Source organism: Chryseobacterium sp. CS2K3, assembly GCF_059515185.1.
The window spans coordinates 32,200-46,143 of the sequence record NZ_JCAKRW010000009.1; the positions used below are offsets into that span (position 1 = coordinate 32,200).

At 34.5% G+C, this 13,944-nt stretch carries 14 protein-coding genes and 1 pseudogene; 7 read left to right on the forward strand and 8 right to left on the reverse strand.

Annotated features, from left to right (window positions below; all coding sequences use genetic code 11):
• Positions 1-275 precede the first annotated feature (275 nt).
• Positions 276-986, reverse strand: a complete 711-nt coding sequence (locus AC5YGG_RS15675; RefSeq protein WP_496145399.1) for a DUF6261 family protein — start codon at positions 984-986, stop codon at positions 276-278.
• A 373-nt stretch (positions 987-1,359) separates the two neighbouring features.
• On the opposite strand from AC5YGG_RS15675, the gene AC5YGG_RS15680 reads away from it, so the two are divergent.
• Entirely contained in the window at positions 1,360-1,899 is a 540-nt protein-coding gene (locus AC5YGG_RS15680) for a hypothetical protein (RefSeq protein ID WP_496145400.1), read from the forward strand.
• A 510-nt stretch (positions 1,900-2,409) separates the two neighbouring features.
• On the opposite strand, the gene AC5YGG_RS15685 is transcribed toward AC5YGG_RS15680, so the two are convergent.
• The 3 genes from AC5YGG_RS15685 to hutU all read right to left on the reverse strand — a co-directional run bounded on the left by AC5YGG_RS15685 (position 2,410) and on the right by hutU (position 6,127).
• Positions 2,410-3,171, reverse strand: coding sequence for an MBL fold metallo-hydrolase (locus AC5YGG_RS15685; RefSeq protein ID WP_496145401.1), 762 nt, complete (start codon positions 3,169-3,171; stop codon positions 2,410-2,412).
• 409 nt (positions 3,172-3,580) lie between these two features.
• The gene (locus AC5YGG_RS15690; protein WP_496145402.1) at positions 3,581-4,123 is read right to left on the reverse strand and encodes a Crp/Fnr family transcriptional regulator; all 543 of its coding nucleotides are present in this window, start codon (positions 4,121-4,123) and stop codon (positions 3,581-3,583) included.
• Positions 4,124-4,141: 18 nt separating this feature from the next.
• Positions 4,142-6,127: a urocanate hydratase gene (hutU, locus tag AC5YGG_RS15695; RefSeq protein WP_496145403.1), complete on the reverse strand. Its 1,986-nt coding sequence runs from the start codon at positions 6,125-6,127 to the stop codon at positions 4,142-4,144.
• Positions 6,128-6,300: 173 nt separating this feature from the next.
• On the opposite strand from hutU, the gene AC5YGG_RS15700 reads away from it, so the two are divergent.
• Positions 6,301-6,735 (forward strand): endonuclease domain-containing protein, encoded by a 435-nt coding sequence (locus AC5YGG_RS15700; RefSeq protein WP_496145404.1) that lies wholly within the window; start codon positions 6,301-6,303, stop codon positions 6,733-6,735.
• A gap of 123 nt (positions 6,736-6,858) precedes the next feature.
• On the opposite strand, the gene AC5YGG_RS15705 is transcribed toward AC5YGG_RS15700, so the two are convergent.
• From AC5YGG_RS15705 to AC5YGG_RS15720, 4 genes are all read right to left on the reverse strand, one after another.
• Positions 6,859-7,152 (reverse strand): hypothetical protein, encoded by a 294-nt coding sequence (locus AC5YGG_RS15705; protein ID WP_496145405.1) that lies wholly within the window; start codon positions 7,150-7,152, stop codon positions 6,859-6,861.
• 52 nt (positions 7,153-7,204) lie between these two features.
• The gene (locus AC5YGG_RS15710; protein ID WP_496145406.1) at positions 7,205-8,188 is read right to left on the reverse strand and encodes a 2-hydroxyacid dehydrogenase; all 984 of its coding nucleotides are present in this window, start codon (positions 8,186-8,188) and stop codon (positions 7,205-7,207) included.
• Between the two features lie 69 nt (positions 8,189-8,257).
• Positions 8,258-8,521, reverse strand: coding sequence for a prevent-host-death protein (locus tag AC5YGG_RS15715; protein WP_496145407.1), 264 nt, complete (start codon positions 8,519-8,521; stop codon positions 8,258-8,260).
• 278 nt (positions 8,522-8,799) lie between these two features.
• Entirely contained in the window at positions 8,800-9,450 is a 651-nt protein-coding gene (locus tag AC5YGG_RS15720) for a protein-L-isoaspartate(D-aspartate) O-methyltransferase (RefSeq protein ID WP_496145408.1), read from the reverse strand.
• A 125-nt stretch (positions 9,451-9,575) separates the two neighbouring features.
• Here AC5YGG_RS15720 and AC5YGG_RS15725 point away from each other — a divergent pair, with 125 nt between their 5' ends.
• From AC5YGG_RS15725 to AC5YGG_RS15745, 5 genes and pseudogenes are all read left to right on the forward strand, one after another.
• Positions 9,576-10,538 carry a Gfo/Idh/MocA family protein gene (locus AC5YGG_RS15725; protein ID WP_496145409.1) on the forward strand — a complete coding sequence of 321 codons (963 nt, stop codon included), beginning with the start codon at positions 9,576-9,578 and terminating at the stop codon, positions 10,536-10,538.
• Positions 10,539-11,279 (forward strand): hypothetical protein, encoded by a 741-nt coding sequence (locus tag AC5YGG_RS15730; RefSeq protein ID WP_496145410.1) that lies wholly within the window; start codon positions 10,539-10,541, stop codon positions 11,277-11,279.
• A gap of 44 nt (positions 11,280-11,323) precedes the next feature.
• A complete protein-coding gene (locus AC5YGG_RS15735; RefSeq protein WP_496145411.1) occupies positions 11,324-13,054 on the forward strand; it encodes a cellulase family glycosylhydrolase in 1,731 nt (576 codons plus the stop codon).
• A 139-nt stretch (positions 13,055-13,193) separates the two neighbouring features.
• Positions 13,194-13,468: pseudogene (locus AC5YGG_RS15740) on the forward strand (hypothetical protein); the annotation flags it as partial.
• Positions 13,469-13,524: 56 nt separating this feature from the next.
• Positions 13,525-13,935: a hypothetical protein gene (locus tag AC5YGG_RS15745; protein ID WP_496145412.1), complete on the forward strand. Its 411-nt coding sequence runs from the start codon at positions 13,525-13,527 to the stop codon at positions 13,933-13,935.
• Positions 13,936-13,944: the final 9 nt, after the last annotated feature.

Sequence of the window (13,944 nt, forward strand, 5' to 3'; positions counted from 1 at the left end):
AACTCAGCATGTTTGCTGAGTTTTTTTGTGCTGTTGTTGGGAATCGCAAAGGCGCAAATAATATTAAAAAATGACTGCCTTAAGGCGCAAAGATTTTATCGAAGATAAAATTGTACAACGTTTTTAGATTAGCCACCAATGCACGAATCATTTATTAGTGCATTAGTGGCTTAAAAATCTCAGCGTAATACTTGCTGAAAATCTTTGATTTTCTTGCGCCTTAAAACATCATAAAATTCAAAACCTTTGCGCCTTTGCGATTTTCCAACAAAAAATTATTTCTTTACTACAGAATCACCGCTATCTTTCCTTGCTAGCGAAGAGTTTTTTGCAGCCTTCACCAGCTCATTGCTATCATTATAAAAAAGTTCCCATCCAGATACATCTTTCATAGCCATTAACAGGTTGAAATAAGATTTCAAGGTTTTTTCCAGATCTCTACGGATAGCACTTGCGCTTGTCATCTGCCGAAGATCTGCATTGGCTACTGCTTGGTCTGCAAACACACTCTCGAAGGCAGCCTGTTTATCTTTCATCTCAACCAGAGCATTTTCTAAGTCAAGAAGAGTTATCTTCTGTTTGTTTTCCGGAACTTCCAATTGTTCTATCAGTTTTTTCATTTGTGCGGTCTGGGAAGAGTAGCTTAGCCTATCTAAGTTCAGTCCAAAACTCTTAAAGACCAGATACAGTTCTTCTGCGGCTTGGTAATTCTTGGCAGATGCTAGCTTTCTGTAGCCATTCAAGAAAGCTTTCAGGTTTCTGTAAGCGACATCCCTTTCTTGGTCTGCTGTTGCCACATCTGTTCCTTTTCCGCTGTATATCTGTTTGGTATACACCTTATCATATTCTGCATATGAAGACGCCAAAGCTTCTACAAGAGGATGATTTTTAATAACAGGATATTTGCCGGATTGGGCGTTAGAAATAATTCTTTGAGCTAAAGTCGCAAGATCTCTAGTACTCAGTTCAGTGAGTGCAATTTTCATTCGTGTTTTTTTAATGAATTAACAATCAAATATATAAAAAAGTTGTTTAGTGACAAACAAACTTAAAACACTCCTCCCAACTTCTCCAAAGATCTTTCGCAACTTGCAGGTTACTTTCCAAGATCTCGGGAAGTAACATACATACTTGTTTTTAACAAACCGAGAATTCGGTAAGTTTGTTTTACTATTGTTTTAGAGTTCCGGAGAAGCTGGGGAAACATATTCAAATTATGGGAAACCGTAACTATTCATAACCTTAGTTTTTTACATTTGGAAAACTATATTTGAATGCTACAACAGAGCATTATACCTTTATCAAAACTTATTGTAAATTTTGGTTAAAGCTCTTGTCATTATCATCTAAAAATAAAATATGAATTTAAAAATTAATGGTTTTCTTAATATTTCATTTGGGGAAAGCCAAGAAAAAGTCAGTGAAAAAATAGAAGAAAGAAATGGAGTTATTGATTCGGAAAACAGTAACCACACCTCACTAATCATTGATAAAATAAAATTTGCTGGATATGAAACTACATTTATTGCCATGCATTTCTTCCAAGATAAATTCTGTAGGGCAATGGTTTTTATAAAAGCTAGCTTAGAGAGTAGAACAATTGATTTATATAAACAAATTAAAAGTGAAATAAATGAAAAATACTATCAAACAAAAAGTGACTTTGAAAATTATGAATATCCATATAAACAATATGATGGGCATACAGAAACAGCAATAGCCTCAGGCAAAGTTAATTTTTCAGCTTATTGGAATTTCAAAAATGATAATAGTAAAGAAGATGATTTTATATCAATTAAAATTGATGAAAACTTTCATATAATCATCACTTATGAAAACGGACAATTAATGAAAGAATTTGATGATTATAAAAATCAAGAAAATCACAAAGATTATTAAATAAAAAATCTTTACACCTTTGCGATTTTCCAACAATTTAGCATAATAAAAAAATATCCACCGTAATCAACCATCAATAGGATCGGGCTTTAGCAAAACTTATTGTAAATTTTGGCTAAAGCCCATTGTAATACGGACTGAAGAAAACGGGCTAAAGCCCGTTCCTATTGAATATTCTAAATGCTATTATTCAAAACTCAGTTTGTAGATTAGCCACCAATGCACGAATCATTTATTAGTGCATTAGTGGCTTAAAAATCTCAGCGTAATACTTGCTGAAAATCTTTGATTTTCTTGCGCCTTAAAACATCATAAAATTCAAAACCTTTGCGCCTTTGCGATTTTCCAACAATTTAGCATAATAAAAAAATATCCACCATAATCAATCATCAATAGGATCAAACTTATTGTAAGTTTTGGCTAATGTCCATTATAATACGGATTGAATAAAATGGGCTAAAGCACATTTGTATTGAATTTTAAATATATTTCTTTCAAAATTATTATCATTTAGGATTTCGCCAATATTGCTCCGTCTTTCAGCATTGTATATTTTTGTCCTATCTCTTCAGATACTCTTTGTAGATCATTTTCATCAAAGAATTGCGGAATATAGTATTGCTCATGAGCAAATAAACCGTAATGTATAGGAACAAGCGTTTTAGCATGAAGTAAATGAGCTGCTGCAAAGGCTTCCTTCAGATCAAGGGAAGCAGGAATCGGACTGTATTCCAGACCTATGATCTCAAAATTTACCACAACTCCGTTTACGGGTAAAAATGCATAATCTATATTTTCATTCTCCTTACCAATCTTCCAGAACTGATTGTGCCAGATGGTGTCTCCGCCGTGGAAAATCTTGATAGTTGTATCTTCCACAATCCATGAAGATTGTATTTCACCTACTCCATCCATTGCAAATACAGGTTTGAAGCTTATTTCGTTTTCTGTAAAAGTTTCATCTAAATTCAGAACTATGATTTCAATATCTTCCAGATGCTTTCTTACAAAAGGCTCAAGCGCTGAATAAACAATTAGTTTACCTTCTTTTTTCAAACATTTTTTTATCACTCCTTTATCGAAATGGTCTAAATGTAAATGAGTAAACAAGATATAATCTGCCTGTACAAGATCTGAAAATTTAATTACTTCTTCTACTGCATCTCCCAAAACGGGTTTATAATAGGAGAAATCTTCTACAGCATCTATTAAGATGGTTTTGTTGTTCGAGATCAACTTTATTCCTGCCCAGTTTAGTTTTTGTATTTCCATAACTTCTTTTTTTGACAAAGGAAAAGACTTATGGAGGGTCAGTCAATAAACAAAAGATAATTAATTGGGCTGGAAGATGGGAGCTTGAAGCTGGAAGTTAATTATCGTCCTATAATTTCTGATAGTTTTCTTGAATTGATGAATCATACGTATATTTTTTAAACGCAAAGTTTATTCATTAACCTGTAAAATCTAAGGGAGCAAAGATGGCGGCAAAGCCGTTGACTAAGCTGATGGATACAGCACGCTTCATCAAATCGATTAAAAATCGATTCACTCTTAGCTCACTTAAAATAATATATATTTAAATTGAAACTTTGCGTTTATAAAAGAATATCTCATATTAAAGCGTGAGATAGTTTATAATAACCTCGATAACTCCCCGCTTCCATGTTCAAGCTTCCAGTCTTTAAGTAATCCTTTTTCTGATTCTGCTTAAAGAGATAGGAGTAATCCCAATGTAAGAAGCAAGATATTTCAGAGGAATATTCTGAATATAATGCGGTTTATTGGTTAAAAGGTATTCGTAAAGATCTTGAGGAGTATTTTTCAGCAACAGCATTTCGCGTTTCATTGCTGCGCTCAGTTTTTTGCTCAGGTAGTAATTTTGTACAAATCTACATTGGGGATTGATGAGAAACATTTCTTTTACCTCATCTAAGGTGATTTCCCAGGCAAGACCATTGTTTATAGACTCATAAACACCTTCGGAACCATGTTTTCCAACGGTAAAAATATCACCGGGAAAGTAAAATTCTGCACAAACTTCAGTATCGATGTCTGAGGTTTTGTTGATGTAATATTTACGAACAAGCCCATCTTCAAGGAGATAGGCTTTATTGTCCGAAAATATGTTTTTCTTTGAAAATTCAACCTCGGCAAATTTTCCCCAAACAGGATCACTATCCTCTACATGGAGATGTGAAAACAGTTTTTTGTTGATACTTGCCAATGTTTAATTCTTTTAAGTTTATAGTAAGTTTTCGTCTACAAGATTAGGAAGAGTTACCTTTAGATTGGGTTCCGCTTCCATAGCTCTTTTAATAGCAAAAATAGCACCTTCATTTCTTGCCCAGCTTCTTCTTGAAATTCCGTTATTCACGTCCCAGAACAACATAGACTTTAATCTTCTGTCGGCATCTTCGCTACCGTCCAATAGCATTCCGAAACCTCCGTTGATTACTTCTCCCCAGCCTACTCCACCACCATTATGGATAGAAACCCACGTTGCACCACGGAAACTGTCTCCGATAACGTTGTGAATTGCCATATCTGCTGTGAATCTTGAGCCATCATAGATATTGGAAGTTTCTCTGTAAGGAGAATCTGTACCGGAAACATCATGATGATCTCTCCCTAACACTACAGGACCTATTTCACCATTTTTAATTGCCTTGTTGAACGCTTCTGCAATTTTCATTCTTCCTTCTGCGTCTGCATAAAGAATTCTTGCCTGTGAACCTACAACTAATTTATTTTCCTGCGCTCCTTTAATCCACTGAATATTATCCTTCATCTGCTGCTGGATCTCTTCAGGAGAGTTTGTGATCATTTCTTCTAATACTGCACATGCAATATCATCAGTTTTTTGTAAATCTTCCGGTTTTCCGCTTGTACATACCCAACGGAACGGACCGAATCCGTAATCGAAACACATAGGTCCCATGATATCCTGAACATAGCTAGGATATTTGAATTCTCTACCCAATGTAGGATTATCTGCCATTACATCTGCTCCGGCTCTGGAAGCTTCCAGCAAGAAAGCATTTCCGTAATCGAAGAAGTATGTTCCTTTTTCTGTATGTTTATTGATTGCTGTAGCATGTCTTCTCAATGTTTCCTGAACTTTTTCTTTGAATAATTCAGGGTCTTCCGCCATCATTTTGTTGGATTCTTCAAAGCTTTGTCCTACCGGATAATATCCACCAGCCCAAGGGTTGTGAAGCGAAGTCTGATCTGAGCCAATATCAATTCTTAAATCTTCCTTGTCAAATTTTTCCCAAACGTCAACAATATTTCCAAGATAAGCCAAGGAAACAGTTTCTTTGTTTTTCTGTGCTTTTCTTACTCTTTTTACCAATGCATCAAGATCTTCATAGATTTCGTTTACCCACTTCTGATCATGACGGATTTTGGTAATTTTTGGATTCACTTCCGCACATACGGTAACGCAGCCGGCAATATTTCCAGCTTTTGGCTGAGCTCCACTCATTCCTCCTAAACCTGAAGTAACGAAAAGCCCTCCTTTTGGATCTTTATTGATTTTTCTGAAAGCGTTTAAAGCTGTAATGGTAGTCCCGTGAACAATTCCCTGAGGACCGATATACATATAACTTCCCGCTGTCATCTGCCCGTATTGAGTCACTCCAAGCGCATTAAATTTCTCCCAATCATCCGGTTTAGAGTAATTAGGAATCATCATTCCGTTTGTTACGACCACTCTTGGCGCATCTTTATGAGAAGGGAATAATCCCATCGGATGTCCTGAATACATTACTAACGTCTGCTCATTGGTCATTTCAGACAGATATTTCATCGTCAACAGATACTGTGCCCAGTTAGAGAATACAGCCCCGTTTCCACCATAAGTAATCAATTCATGAGGATGTTGAGCAACTGCATAATCCAGATTATTCTGAATCATCAGCATAATTGCCTTTGCCTGCTCAGATTTACCAGGATAATCTTCAATAGATCTCGCTTTCATCTCATAATCCGGACGAAAACGGTACATATAAATTCTTCCGTAATCTTCTAACTCCTGCTTAAATTCAGGAATCAGCTCTGCATGAAACTTTGGATCGAAATAACGTAAAGCATTCTTTAATGCCAGCTTTTTCTCTTCTTCTCCTAATATTTCTTTACGCTTTGGAGCATGATTGATATTGGTTTCGTATGGTTTTGGTTGTGGCAGCTGATTAGGAATCCCCTGCTGTATCTGTTCTTGAAATGTCATATTGCTATTTAAAGTTCTATGTTTTAAACAATGTTTGAAGTCTTAAAGATATTTAAAATATGAAAAATAGACAACAAAAGAGGGTAAAAGCAAAAATACAAAATAAGAAAAGGAGAAAAAACTGATTATCAATCCTGTGAAAATATAATCGACAGTATTTTTTAATGCTATATTTGGAAACAATAACATCCATTAATGGAATTCACATTCAAAAGAACTTTGTAGAAAACCTACCTTACAATCCTCAATTAAAATCATTACTAAAAGAAAAACGTAAGGCGCGGATATTAGGTGAAGTCATTTTCTGGAAAAAAGTCCGGGCAAAAACATTTCATAAAATTGATTTTGACAGGCACAGAATTATTGGAAATTACATTGTTGATTTCTATGTAAAAGCATTGGGGTTAATTATTGAAATTGATGGCTCTAGTCATGATAAGAAAGAAATTTATGATGGGATCAGACAGGAATACTTAGAATCGTTAGGATTATTGGTTTTTAGGATTACGGATTTTGATATTAGGAATAATCCGGGAGTGGTAATGATGAAGCTGGAGAATTTTATTATTACACAGTATGGAACCATCCCGTCTTCAAAAATTGAATAATTTTTGAATCCACCTCTCCAGAGGAGGGGAATTTATTCTTACAAGACAACGTTATCATACGGAAAATAAAAGCCTCACTGAAAATCAGTAAGGCTATATATTATTCTATAAGACACTCAAGTTTTAAGTTAAAACATCATCATTTTCTTCTTCGTGGTCATCTGCATTATCACTAAGACTCCAATAGTTGTTTTCTTCATCTTCCTCTCCAATTTCTTCCATATCATCATCTTCGTCTGCACCGGGGATATCTAATCCTTTATCCAGTTTATCTTCATCAATATCTTCATTAAAGATGGGGTTTCCGTCTCCATCAAGCGGGATATGTTTTTCTCTTTTAAATATATCTTCGTTGGGATCATAATCCATGCGCTCCAACCTTTTGTTCTGCTCATTAATATTGTTTTCCGGTGCCATGATATTTGGGTTTTAAGGTTTATATATTGAGAACAAAAATAATTCCAACTTATTATGGATGATCAGCATAAACTTCAGGATTGGCACAATATGGCATTTTATCTCCATTTGAAAAAGCAACAATATTTTCTGCGGCAAGCTTTGCCATCCCATTTCTGGCTTCAATAGTAGCGGAACCAATATGAGGCAATACACAAACATTGGATAACCCAAGAAGAGGATTATCTGCTGACATAGGTTCCGGATTGGTAACATCCAGACCTGCTCCCCAAATTTTTCTTTCGGTTAAGGCTTTGTATAAATCCTGTTCGTTTTGAAAACCTCCTCTCGCTGTATTAATAAAAATTGCATTAGAATTCATTTTTTCAAATACAGAATAGTTGAAAAGTTCTTTATGTTCAGGTGTAAAATTAGCATGCACGCTTAGTACATCTGAGTTTCTGATCAGTTCATCAAAAGAAACATACTTCGCTCCAAGCTCTTTTTCTGCTTCTTCATGGTGACTTCGATTATGATAAATGATTTCCATATCAAAAGCTTTTCTACATTTTTCAGCCATTTGATACCCGATTCTTCCTAAACCGAAAACCCCAAGAGTTTTACCATAAAGCTCCTGTCCTAAAGCATGTAATGGATCAAAACCTCCCCATTTTCCATCTTTTACTTTTTGAAAATTATAACTTGTAAGTCTTGCTACCGACTGCATTAACAGAAAAGCAACATCGGAAGTCGCTCTGCTCAGCACGTCCGGGGTATTTCCTACTGGAATGCTCCTTTGATTGGCTTCTTTAATATCTACATGGTCAAAGCCTACAGAATACAACGCAATTGCTTTAATATTCGGGCAAGCATCAAAGAAAACTTTATCATATTTAAAATCACCACCAATACTTAGAATTGTATCTGTATTTTGGCAATATGTCAGCCATTCTTCATAAGATAAGTTTTCATTTTCAGGAAGTGTGATCTGTAAACCCGCTTCTTTCAGTATTTCGAGCCCAACTTGAGGAATTTTTTTATTGATAAAAACCTTCATATTACTATATTTTGTTTAAAATAAAAACCTCACTTGCAAGAAGTAAGGTTATTAACTTTAATATTAAAACTATTTCTTTTCACCCGAATGTTCTTCGTTTTTTTCCCATGCTTCAGAAGCTATATCCTGGATCTCTTCCCATACTTCTTTTGCCGACTTCTGCGCCTGTGCCATAAATCCCTGTTTGGTAGCTTCCTGATTCTTACTTTTCATATCATTAATGTAGTCTTTCACCTGCTGGGAATAGCTTTCTGCATGGTATCCCGGATTATTTTGCAGGTTTTTTTCAACATTACTAAAATCGTGTGAAGCTTTGAATCTGTTCGTATCCATAATCATAAGATTTTAAGTGGTTTGTGGTTGAAAGAGTCCAATTTCTATTCCGAAGCAGAACTAAAATTTATTAAAAAACATTAAATTATGTGAATATATTTTTGCCAATGCTACACTAATGAATATATTTCTGCTGTTAAGCTTTTTTGCCACGGATGCACGAATATTAAATATTATATTATTATAAACTAGGGATATTTTATTCTGATTAAAAATATGGAACTGTGTTTTGGATCAGTTCATTATCTGGATATTACTATTATTCAGTGTTTTATTTTCTATTGATTTGTATTTCCCAGCATTGGAACGAACTTATAAGCTCCGAACTCTTCTTTTTCAAATTCTGTAGGACCTACTTTTGTAAATCTGTAAAGAACCTGCTCATCTGTAGGACCCAATGGAATGACCATTTTTCCGCCTACTTTTAATTGTTTTAAAAGTTCTGTAGGTAAGGTTCCTGCTCCACAGGTTACAATGATTTTATCGAAAGGAGCAAAAGTAGGGAGCCCTGCAAAACCATCCCCAAAGCTTTGAAATTTCGGATATAAACCAAGTTCTCTTAATTTATTTTTGGAAAAGTCAAACAGATCCTTCTGTCTTTCTACTGTGAATACATGCGCTTTCATTGCCAATAAAACAGCGGTTTGATATCCACATCCTGTTCCGATTTCCAATACTCTTTCTCCTGCTTTCACCTGTAACAGTTCAGATTGCTCCGCTACCGTTGAGGGATGGGAAATTGTTTGATGTGCCAGAATGGGAAATGCCCTGTCTTCATAGGCAAAATCTTCAAAAATACTTTCAATGAAAAGGTGTCTCGGAATTTCATTCATTGCCGAAAGTACATTTTCATCCGAAATCCCGATTCTGTATCGGAGATATTCTACTAAATTCTTTCTCTTTCCTTTATGTACAAACGAATCCTGCATGTGACAAAAGTAAGAAATTAGATTTGAGATTTCAGGGATTACTGAAAAGAATTATCCACAAAAAGCCAATTTCTGCCTTCAGGAATCTAACATCTTTCTTATCTTTACAAAAATTTAATACAGCTATGTTAAAAGCAGGTTTGGTAGGTGCCGGACACTTGGGAAAGATACATTTAAAACTTCTTAATCAGTCAGATAGATATGAGTTTGTAGGTTTCCATGATAAAGATGTTGAAAACGGAAAAAAATTAGAAGCCGAATTCGGTTATAAATATTTTGAAAATTTTGATGAATTATTGGAGCAGATCGATATGCTTGATATTGTTACTCCTACAGTTTATCATTATGATTATGCTTTAAAGGCAATTGAAAAGGGGCTGCATTTCTTTATTGAAAAACCGGTTACTCAAACATTGGAGCAAGCACAGGAAATCCTTCGTTTGTGCCAGGAAAACGGTATTAAAGCTCAGGTAGGACACGTTGAAAGATATAATCCTGCTTTTATTGCGACAAAAGAATACATCAACAATCCGATGTTTATTGAGATTCACAGGCTGGCGGAGTTTAATCCTCGTGGAACTGATGTTTCTGTGGTATTGGACCTTATGATCCACGATCTTGATATTCTATTAAGTATTGCCAAGTCTAAAGTGAAAAACATTCATGCAAGTGGAGTTTGCGTAGTAAGTAAAACACCGGATATTGCCAATGCAAGAATTGAATTTGAAAACGGATGTGTTGCAAACCTTACCACTTCCAGAATATCTATGAAAGCGATGAGAAAAAGCAGGTTCTTCCAGAAAGATGCTTATATCTCTGTAGATTTCCTAGAAAAGAAAGCGGAAGTTATCAGAATGAAAGATGCCCCTGAAAGCCCTACTCCATTTGATATGATTATTGAAAATGCTGAGGGTGAGAAGAATCAGATTCTGTTTGAATACCCGAATATTCAGCCTAATAATGCAATTCTTGATGAATTAAACTCTTTCGCTGACGCAATTACAGGTGATAAAAATGTAGAAGTTTCTCTTGAAGACGGAACTGAAGCACTGAAAGTAGCTTTAGAAATTATGAAGCTTATCAGCTAAATGAATATAAAGACTGCCATATTATTCCCAGCAGTCATCACGATTCTATCTTGTAATCAGAAGAAGAATGGTTACGAGATAGATTGTGAATTCAATAAAAAACAAGCGCAAAACCAGTTTGATTACAAGAATTATACATGGACCATCTTCTCCGGTATGGATTATATTAATAGTCTTGGTGAAGACGAGTTCATTAGGTTGCTTGAAAAACAACATATAAAGGTTAAGAAACTTCCTGTATTATGTGTCAGATTTCCCAATGATCAATATGAAAATTGTGAGGAGATTGAGATGAACAGGCTTATTCAACAGAAGTTTGGAAAATCATTTATTGATTCTTTACAATATATTGCAAAACAGAACTTTATAAAAAGCCATCCTGAAGAAGTTTTTTCTTATGAATATTGTGATGAATCTTCCAGATATCCAAATTCAACAATAAATAATCAATTTGATAAGATAAAAGCTGATTATTTTTCAAAATACCCTACTCCCAAAGATTATATCAGAAAAAACGAAGAGTATTATTCCTATACTTCTGCAAATTTTATTCTTACTAAAGAAGGAAATATTAAAGATTTATCATTAGAAAGCGTATTTCAGAACAAAAAAAACAATATATTTGAAAAACAATTCAATAAACAATTGAAAGATTTTGTTTTACATACGCAATGGATTCCCGGCAAAATAAGTGGTCTTAATGTAGATTCTTATTATGACGTTACCATTCATTATGATTAAATTCTAAAAAAACTTCCCTTTACTATTAAAAAATCAAAATAATTATGAAAAGAGCCATTCTATTATCCGCTTTATTATTGTCTCAATTTGGGACATCGCAATTGTTAAAGACTTCAGGACAAAAAATCATTAATGATAAAGGTGAAAATGTTCAGTTAAGAGGTCTTGGCTTAGGAGGATGGATGCTCCAGGAAGGCTATATGCTGAAAACTGCAGATTTTGCAGGACCTCAATATAAAATTAAGGAAAAGATTGCAGAGCTGATAGGTGAAGATGGAATGAATAACTTTTATAAAGCTTATTTAAAAAATGGTATTACAAAACAGGATATTGACTTTCTGGCAAAAGCAGGTTTCAATTCTATAAGACTTCCAATGCATTATAATCTCTACACACTTCCTATTGAAAAAGAACCTGTGAAGGGTAAAAATACCTGGCTGGAAGAGGGTTTTCAAATGACTGATGATCTTCTTCAGTGGTGTGCTGATAATAAGATATACTTGATCCTTGATCTGCATGCTGCACCGGGAGGTCAGGGAAATGATGTTAATATTTCTGATAATGATAAATCTAAACCGTCTCTTTGGGAGAACGAAGAGAATCAGAAAAAAACTATCGCGTTATGGAAAAAACTGGCAGAACGTTATAAAGACAGCCCACGGATTGGTGGCTATGACCTCATCAATGAGCCTAATATCAATTTTACAGGGAAAAATCCAAATGGAACTGATGAAATGTCTAATGCTCCTCTTTGGAAATTACAGAAGGATATTACTACAGCGATCAGGGAAGTAGATCAAAAGCACATTATTTTTATTGAAGGAAACGGCTGGGGTAATAATTATAATGGATTAATTCCTATCTGGGATAACAATATGGCTTTCAGTTTTCATAAATACTGGAATTATAATGACGAGCCAACGATAAAAGCGGTCTTAGATCTCAGAGAAAAATATAATATGCCGATCTGGCTGGGTGAAACAGGGGAAAACTCAAATGTCTGGTTTACGGAACTGATACAGCTTTTGGATCAGCATAATATTGGCTATGCATTCTGGCCTATGAAAAAGATTGATAATATTGCAGGAATTGCGAATGTGAAAACCACACCTGAATATGAAAAGCTGCTGGAATATTGGAAAAATGGAGGCGAAAAACCATCGAAAGAATACGCCACTAAAGCTTTGATGCAAATTGCTGATCATTATAAATTTAATAATGTGGAAGTTAAAAATGATGTTATCGATGCCATGTTCAGACAGGTTACTGATAGTTCTACAAAACCTTTTAAAAATCATACTATTCCAGGAAAGATTTTTGCAACAGAGTATGATCTCGGAAGAATAGGTTCTGCGTATCAGGATAAGGATTTCATCAATCTTTGGGTAAGTGATCCGGCAAAAAGATCAGAGTGGAACTCCGGACAGCAAATGAGAAATGACGGGGTTGATATTTATAAATGTAATGATAAGATAACGAATCAATATTATGTGGGAAAAACAGAATCCGGAGAATGGCTTCAATATACATTTACTGCAAAGGCAACGAAAGGTTATAGTTTTGACTTCCGATATTCTTCACCTAAAGATTCAAAAATAAGAATTGAAACAGCTTCAGGGAAAAACTTAGCAACAGTTTCTCTTCCTTCTACAGGAGGAAATGAAAATTGGAAAACCGTTTCTGCTAAAAGTATTAATCTTCAGAAAGGAGAAAATAAAATCAGAATTGTCTTTGAAAATGATGGTGCGAACCTGAATTATTTTGAAGTAAAATAATGGAAAAACAGGAAGTTATTTAGCTACTGATCAATAGCACGTACTAATTTTTCTTCTGATAAGATTTTAAATAGTGAAATTACAACTCTCTTCTGGTTATCAAAAGAGAGTTTTTTACTTGTCAGACTTTGGCGATGAAACAAAAAAATTAATGAATTATCTAACTAAGACTATGCTGGCAACTAAAACGGGACAAATAAAATTGTTGAACAGCTAATGAAAAAACATTTCTGTCGCTCCCAAAATGAAATATTCCGATAGTAATGACAATACTCTAACTATAATCATCACATTACCTACAGAAAACATTGCGCAATTGCTGTATTTATAAGTAATTCCTAGGAATCAAAAGCCGTAAACTGCAAAATAATCTCAGATATTTCGAAGACAGTGTGGGATAATTTTAATAAATAAAATATTAAGCTTAATTTTAGCGCCAAGAATTGTATCGGTTCTTTGTATTTGTCAATATGAAAAAAGTACTATCAGCTGGGGCTTTATTTTGCTTCACACTCTTCTTTTCGCAGAAGAATCAAAACTATTTAAAGATCAGCTATGGAAGTGTCTGTTGTGGTCCTGCCTCTGAAAAACCAGTTATCAGCTATCTGAAAGAGTTTAAAAGGAAAAATCAAATTAGAAGTTTGGAAATTCTAATGCAAAAAGGGTTGGGAAAAGAGGGCGAATTTACGGTATATGTAGGTACGGACTTTCTTTCGATCAATCAAAAAAGCCGATTGATACGAGGACTGAATGCTGCTGTTTCCAATCAAAATAATAACAGGAAACAGGAAAGTAACGGAATGGTATATTTTGATTCTGCGGATATTGCTCATCATCAGGATCTTGTCAACGCAAAAAATTTAACTATCTATAAAAAATAAAGGAAAATG

What these genes read in the sequence shown, in the direction of transcription:
- AC5YGG_RS15675 (WP_496145399.1), bottom strand. Translation starts at nt 986, where the DNA reads ATGAAAATTGCACTCACTGAACTGAGTACTAGAGATCTTGCGACTTTA.
- AC5YGG_RS15680 (WP_496145400.1), top strand. Translation starts at nt 1,360, where the DNA reads ATGAATTTAAAAATTAATGGTTTTCTTAATATTTCATTTGGGGAAAGC.
- AC5YGG_RS15685 (WP_496145401.1), bottom strand. Translation starts at nt 3,171, where the DNA reads ATGGAAATACAAAAACTAAACTGGGCAGGAATAAAGTTGATCTCGAAC.
- hutU (WP_496145403.1), bottom strand. Translation starts at nt 6,127, where the DNA reads ATGACATTTCAAGAACAGATACAGCAGGGGATTCCTAATCAGCTGCCA.
- AC5YGG_RS15705 (WP_496145405.1), bottom strand. Translation starts at nt 7,152, where the DNA reads ATGGCACCGGAAAACAATATTAATGAGCAGAACAAAAGGTTGGAGCGC.
- AC5YGG_RS15710 (WP_496145406.1), bottom strand. Translation starts at nt 8,188, where the DNA reads ATGAAGGTTTTTATCAATAAAAAAATTCCTCAAGTTGGGCTCGAAATA.
- AC5YGG_RS15715 (WP_496145407.1), bottom strand. Translation starts at nt 8,521, where the DNA reads ATGGATACGAACAGATTCAAAGCTTCACACGATTTTAGTAATGTTGAA.
- AC5YGG_RS15720 (WP_496145408.1), bottom strand. Translation starts at nt 9,450, where the DNA reads ATGCAGGATTCGTTTGTACATAAAGGAAAGAGAAAGAATTTAGTAGAA.
- AC5YGG_RS15725 (WP_496145409.1), top strand. Translation starts at nt 9,576, where the DNA reads ATGTTAAAAGCAGGTTTGGTAGGTGCCGGACACTTGGGAAAGATACAT.
- AC5YGG_RS15730 (WP_496145410.1), top strand. Translation starts at nt 10,539, where the DNA reads ATGAATATAAAGACTGCCATATTATTCCCAGCAGTCATCACGATTCTA.
- AC5YGG_RS15735 (WP_496145411.1), top strand. Translation starts at nt 11,324, where the DNA reads ATGAAAAGAGCCATTCTATTATCCGCTTTATTATTGTCTCAATTTGGG.
- AC5YGG_RS15745 (WP_496145412.1), top strand. Translation starts at nt 13,525, where the DNA reads ATGAAAAAAGTACTATCAGCTGGGGCTTTATTTTGCTTCACACTCTTC.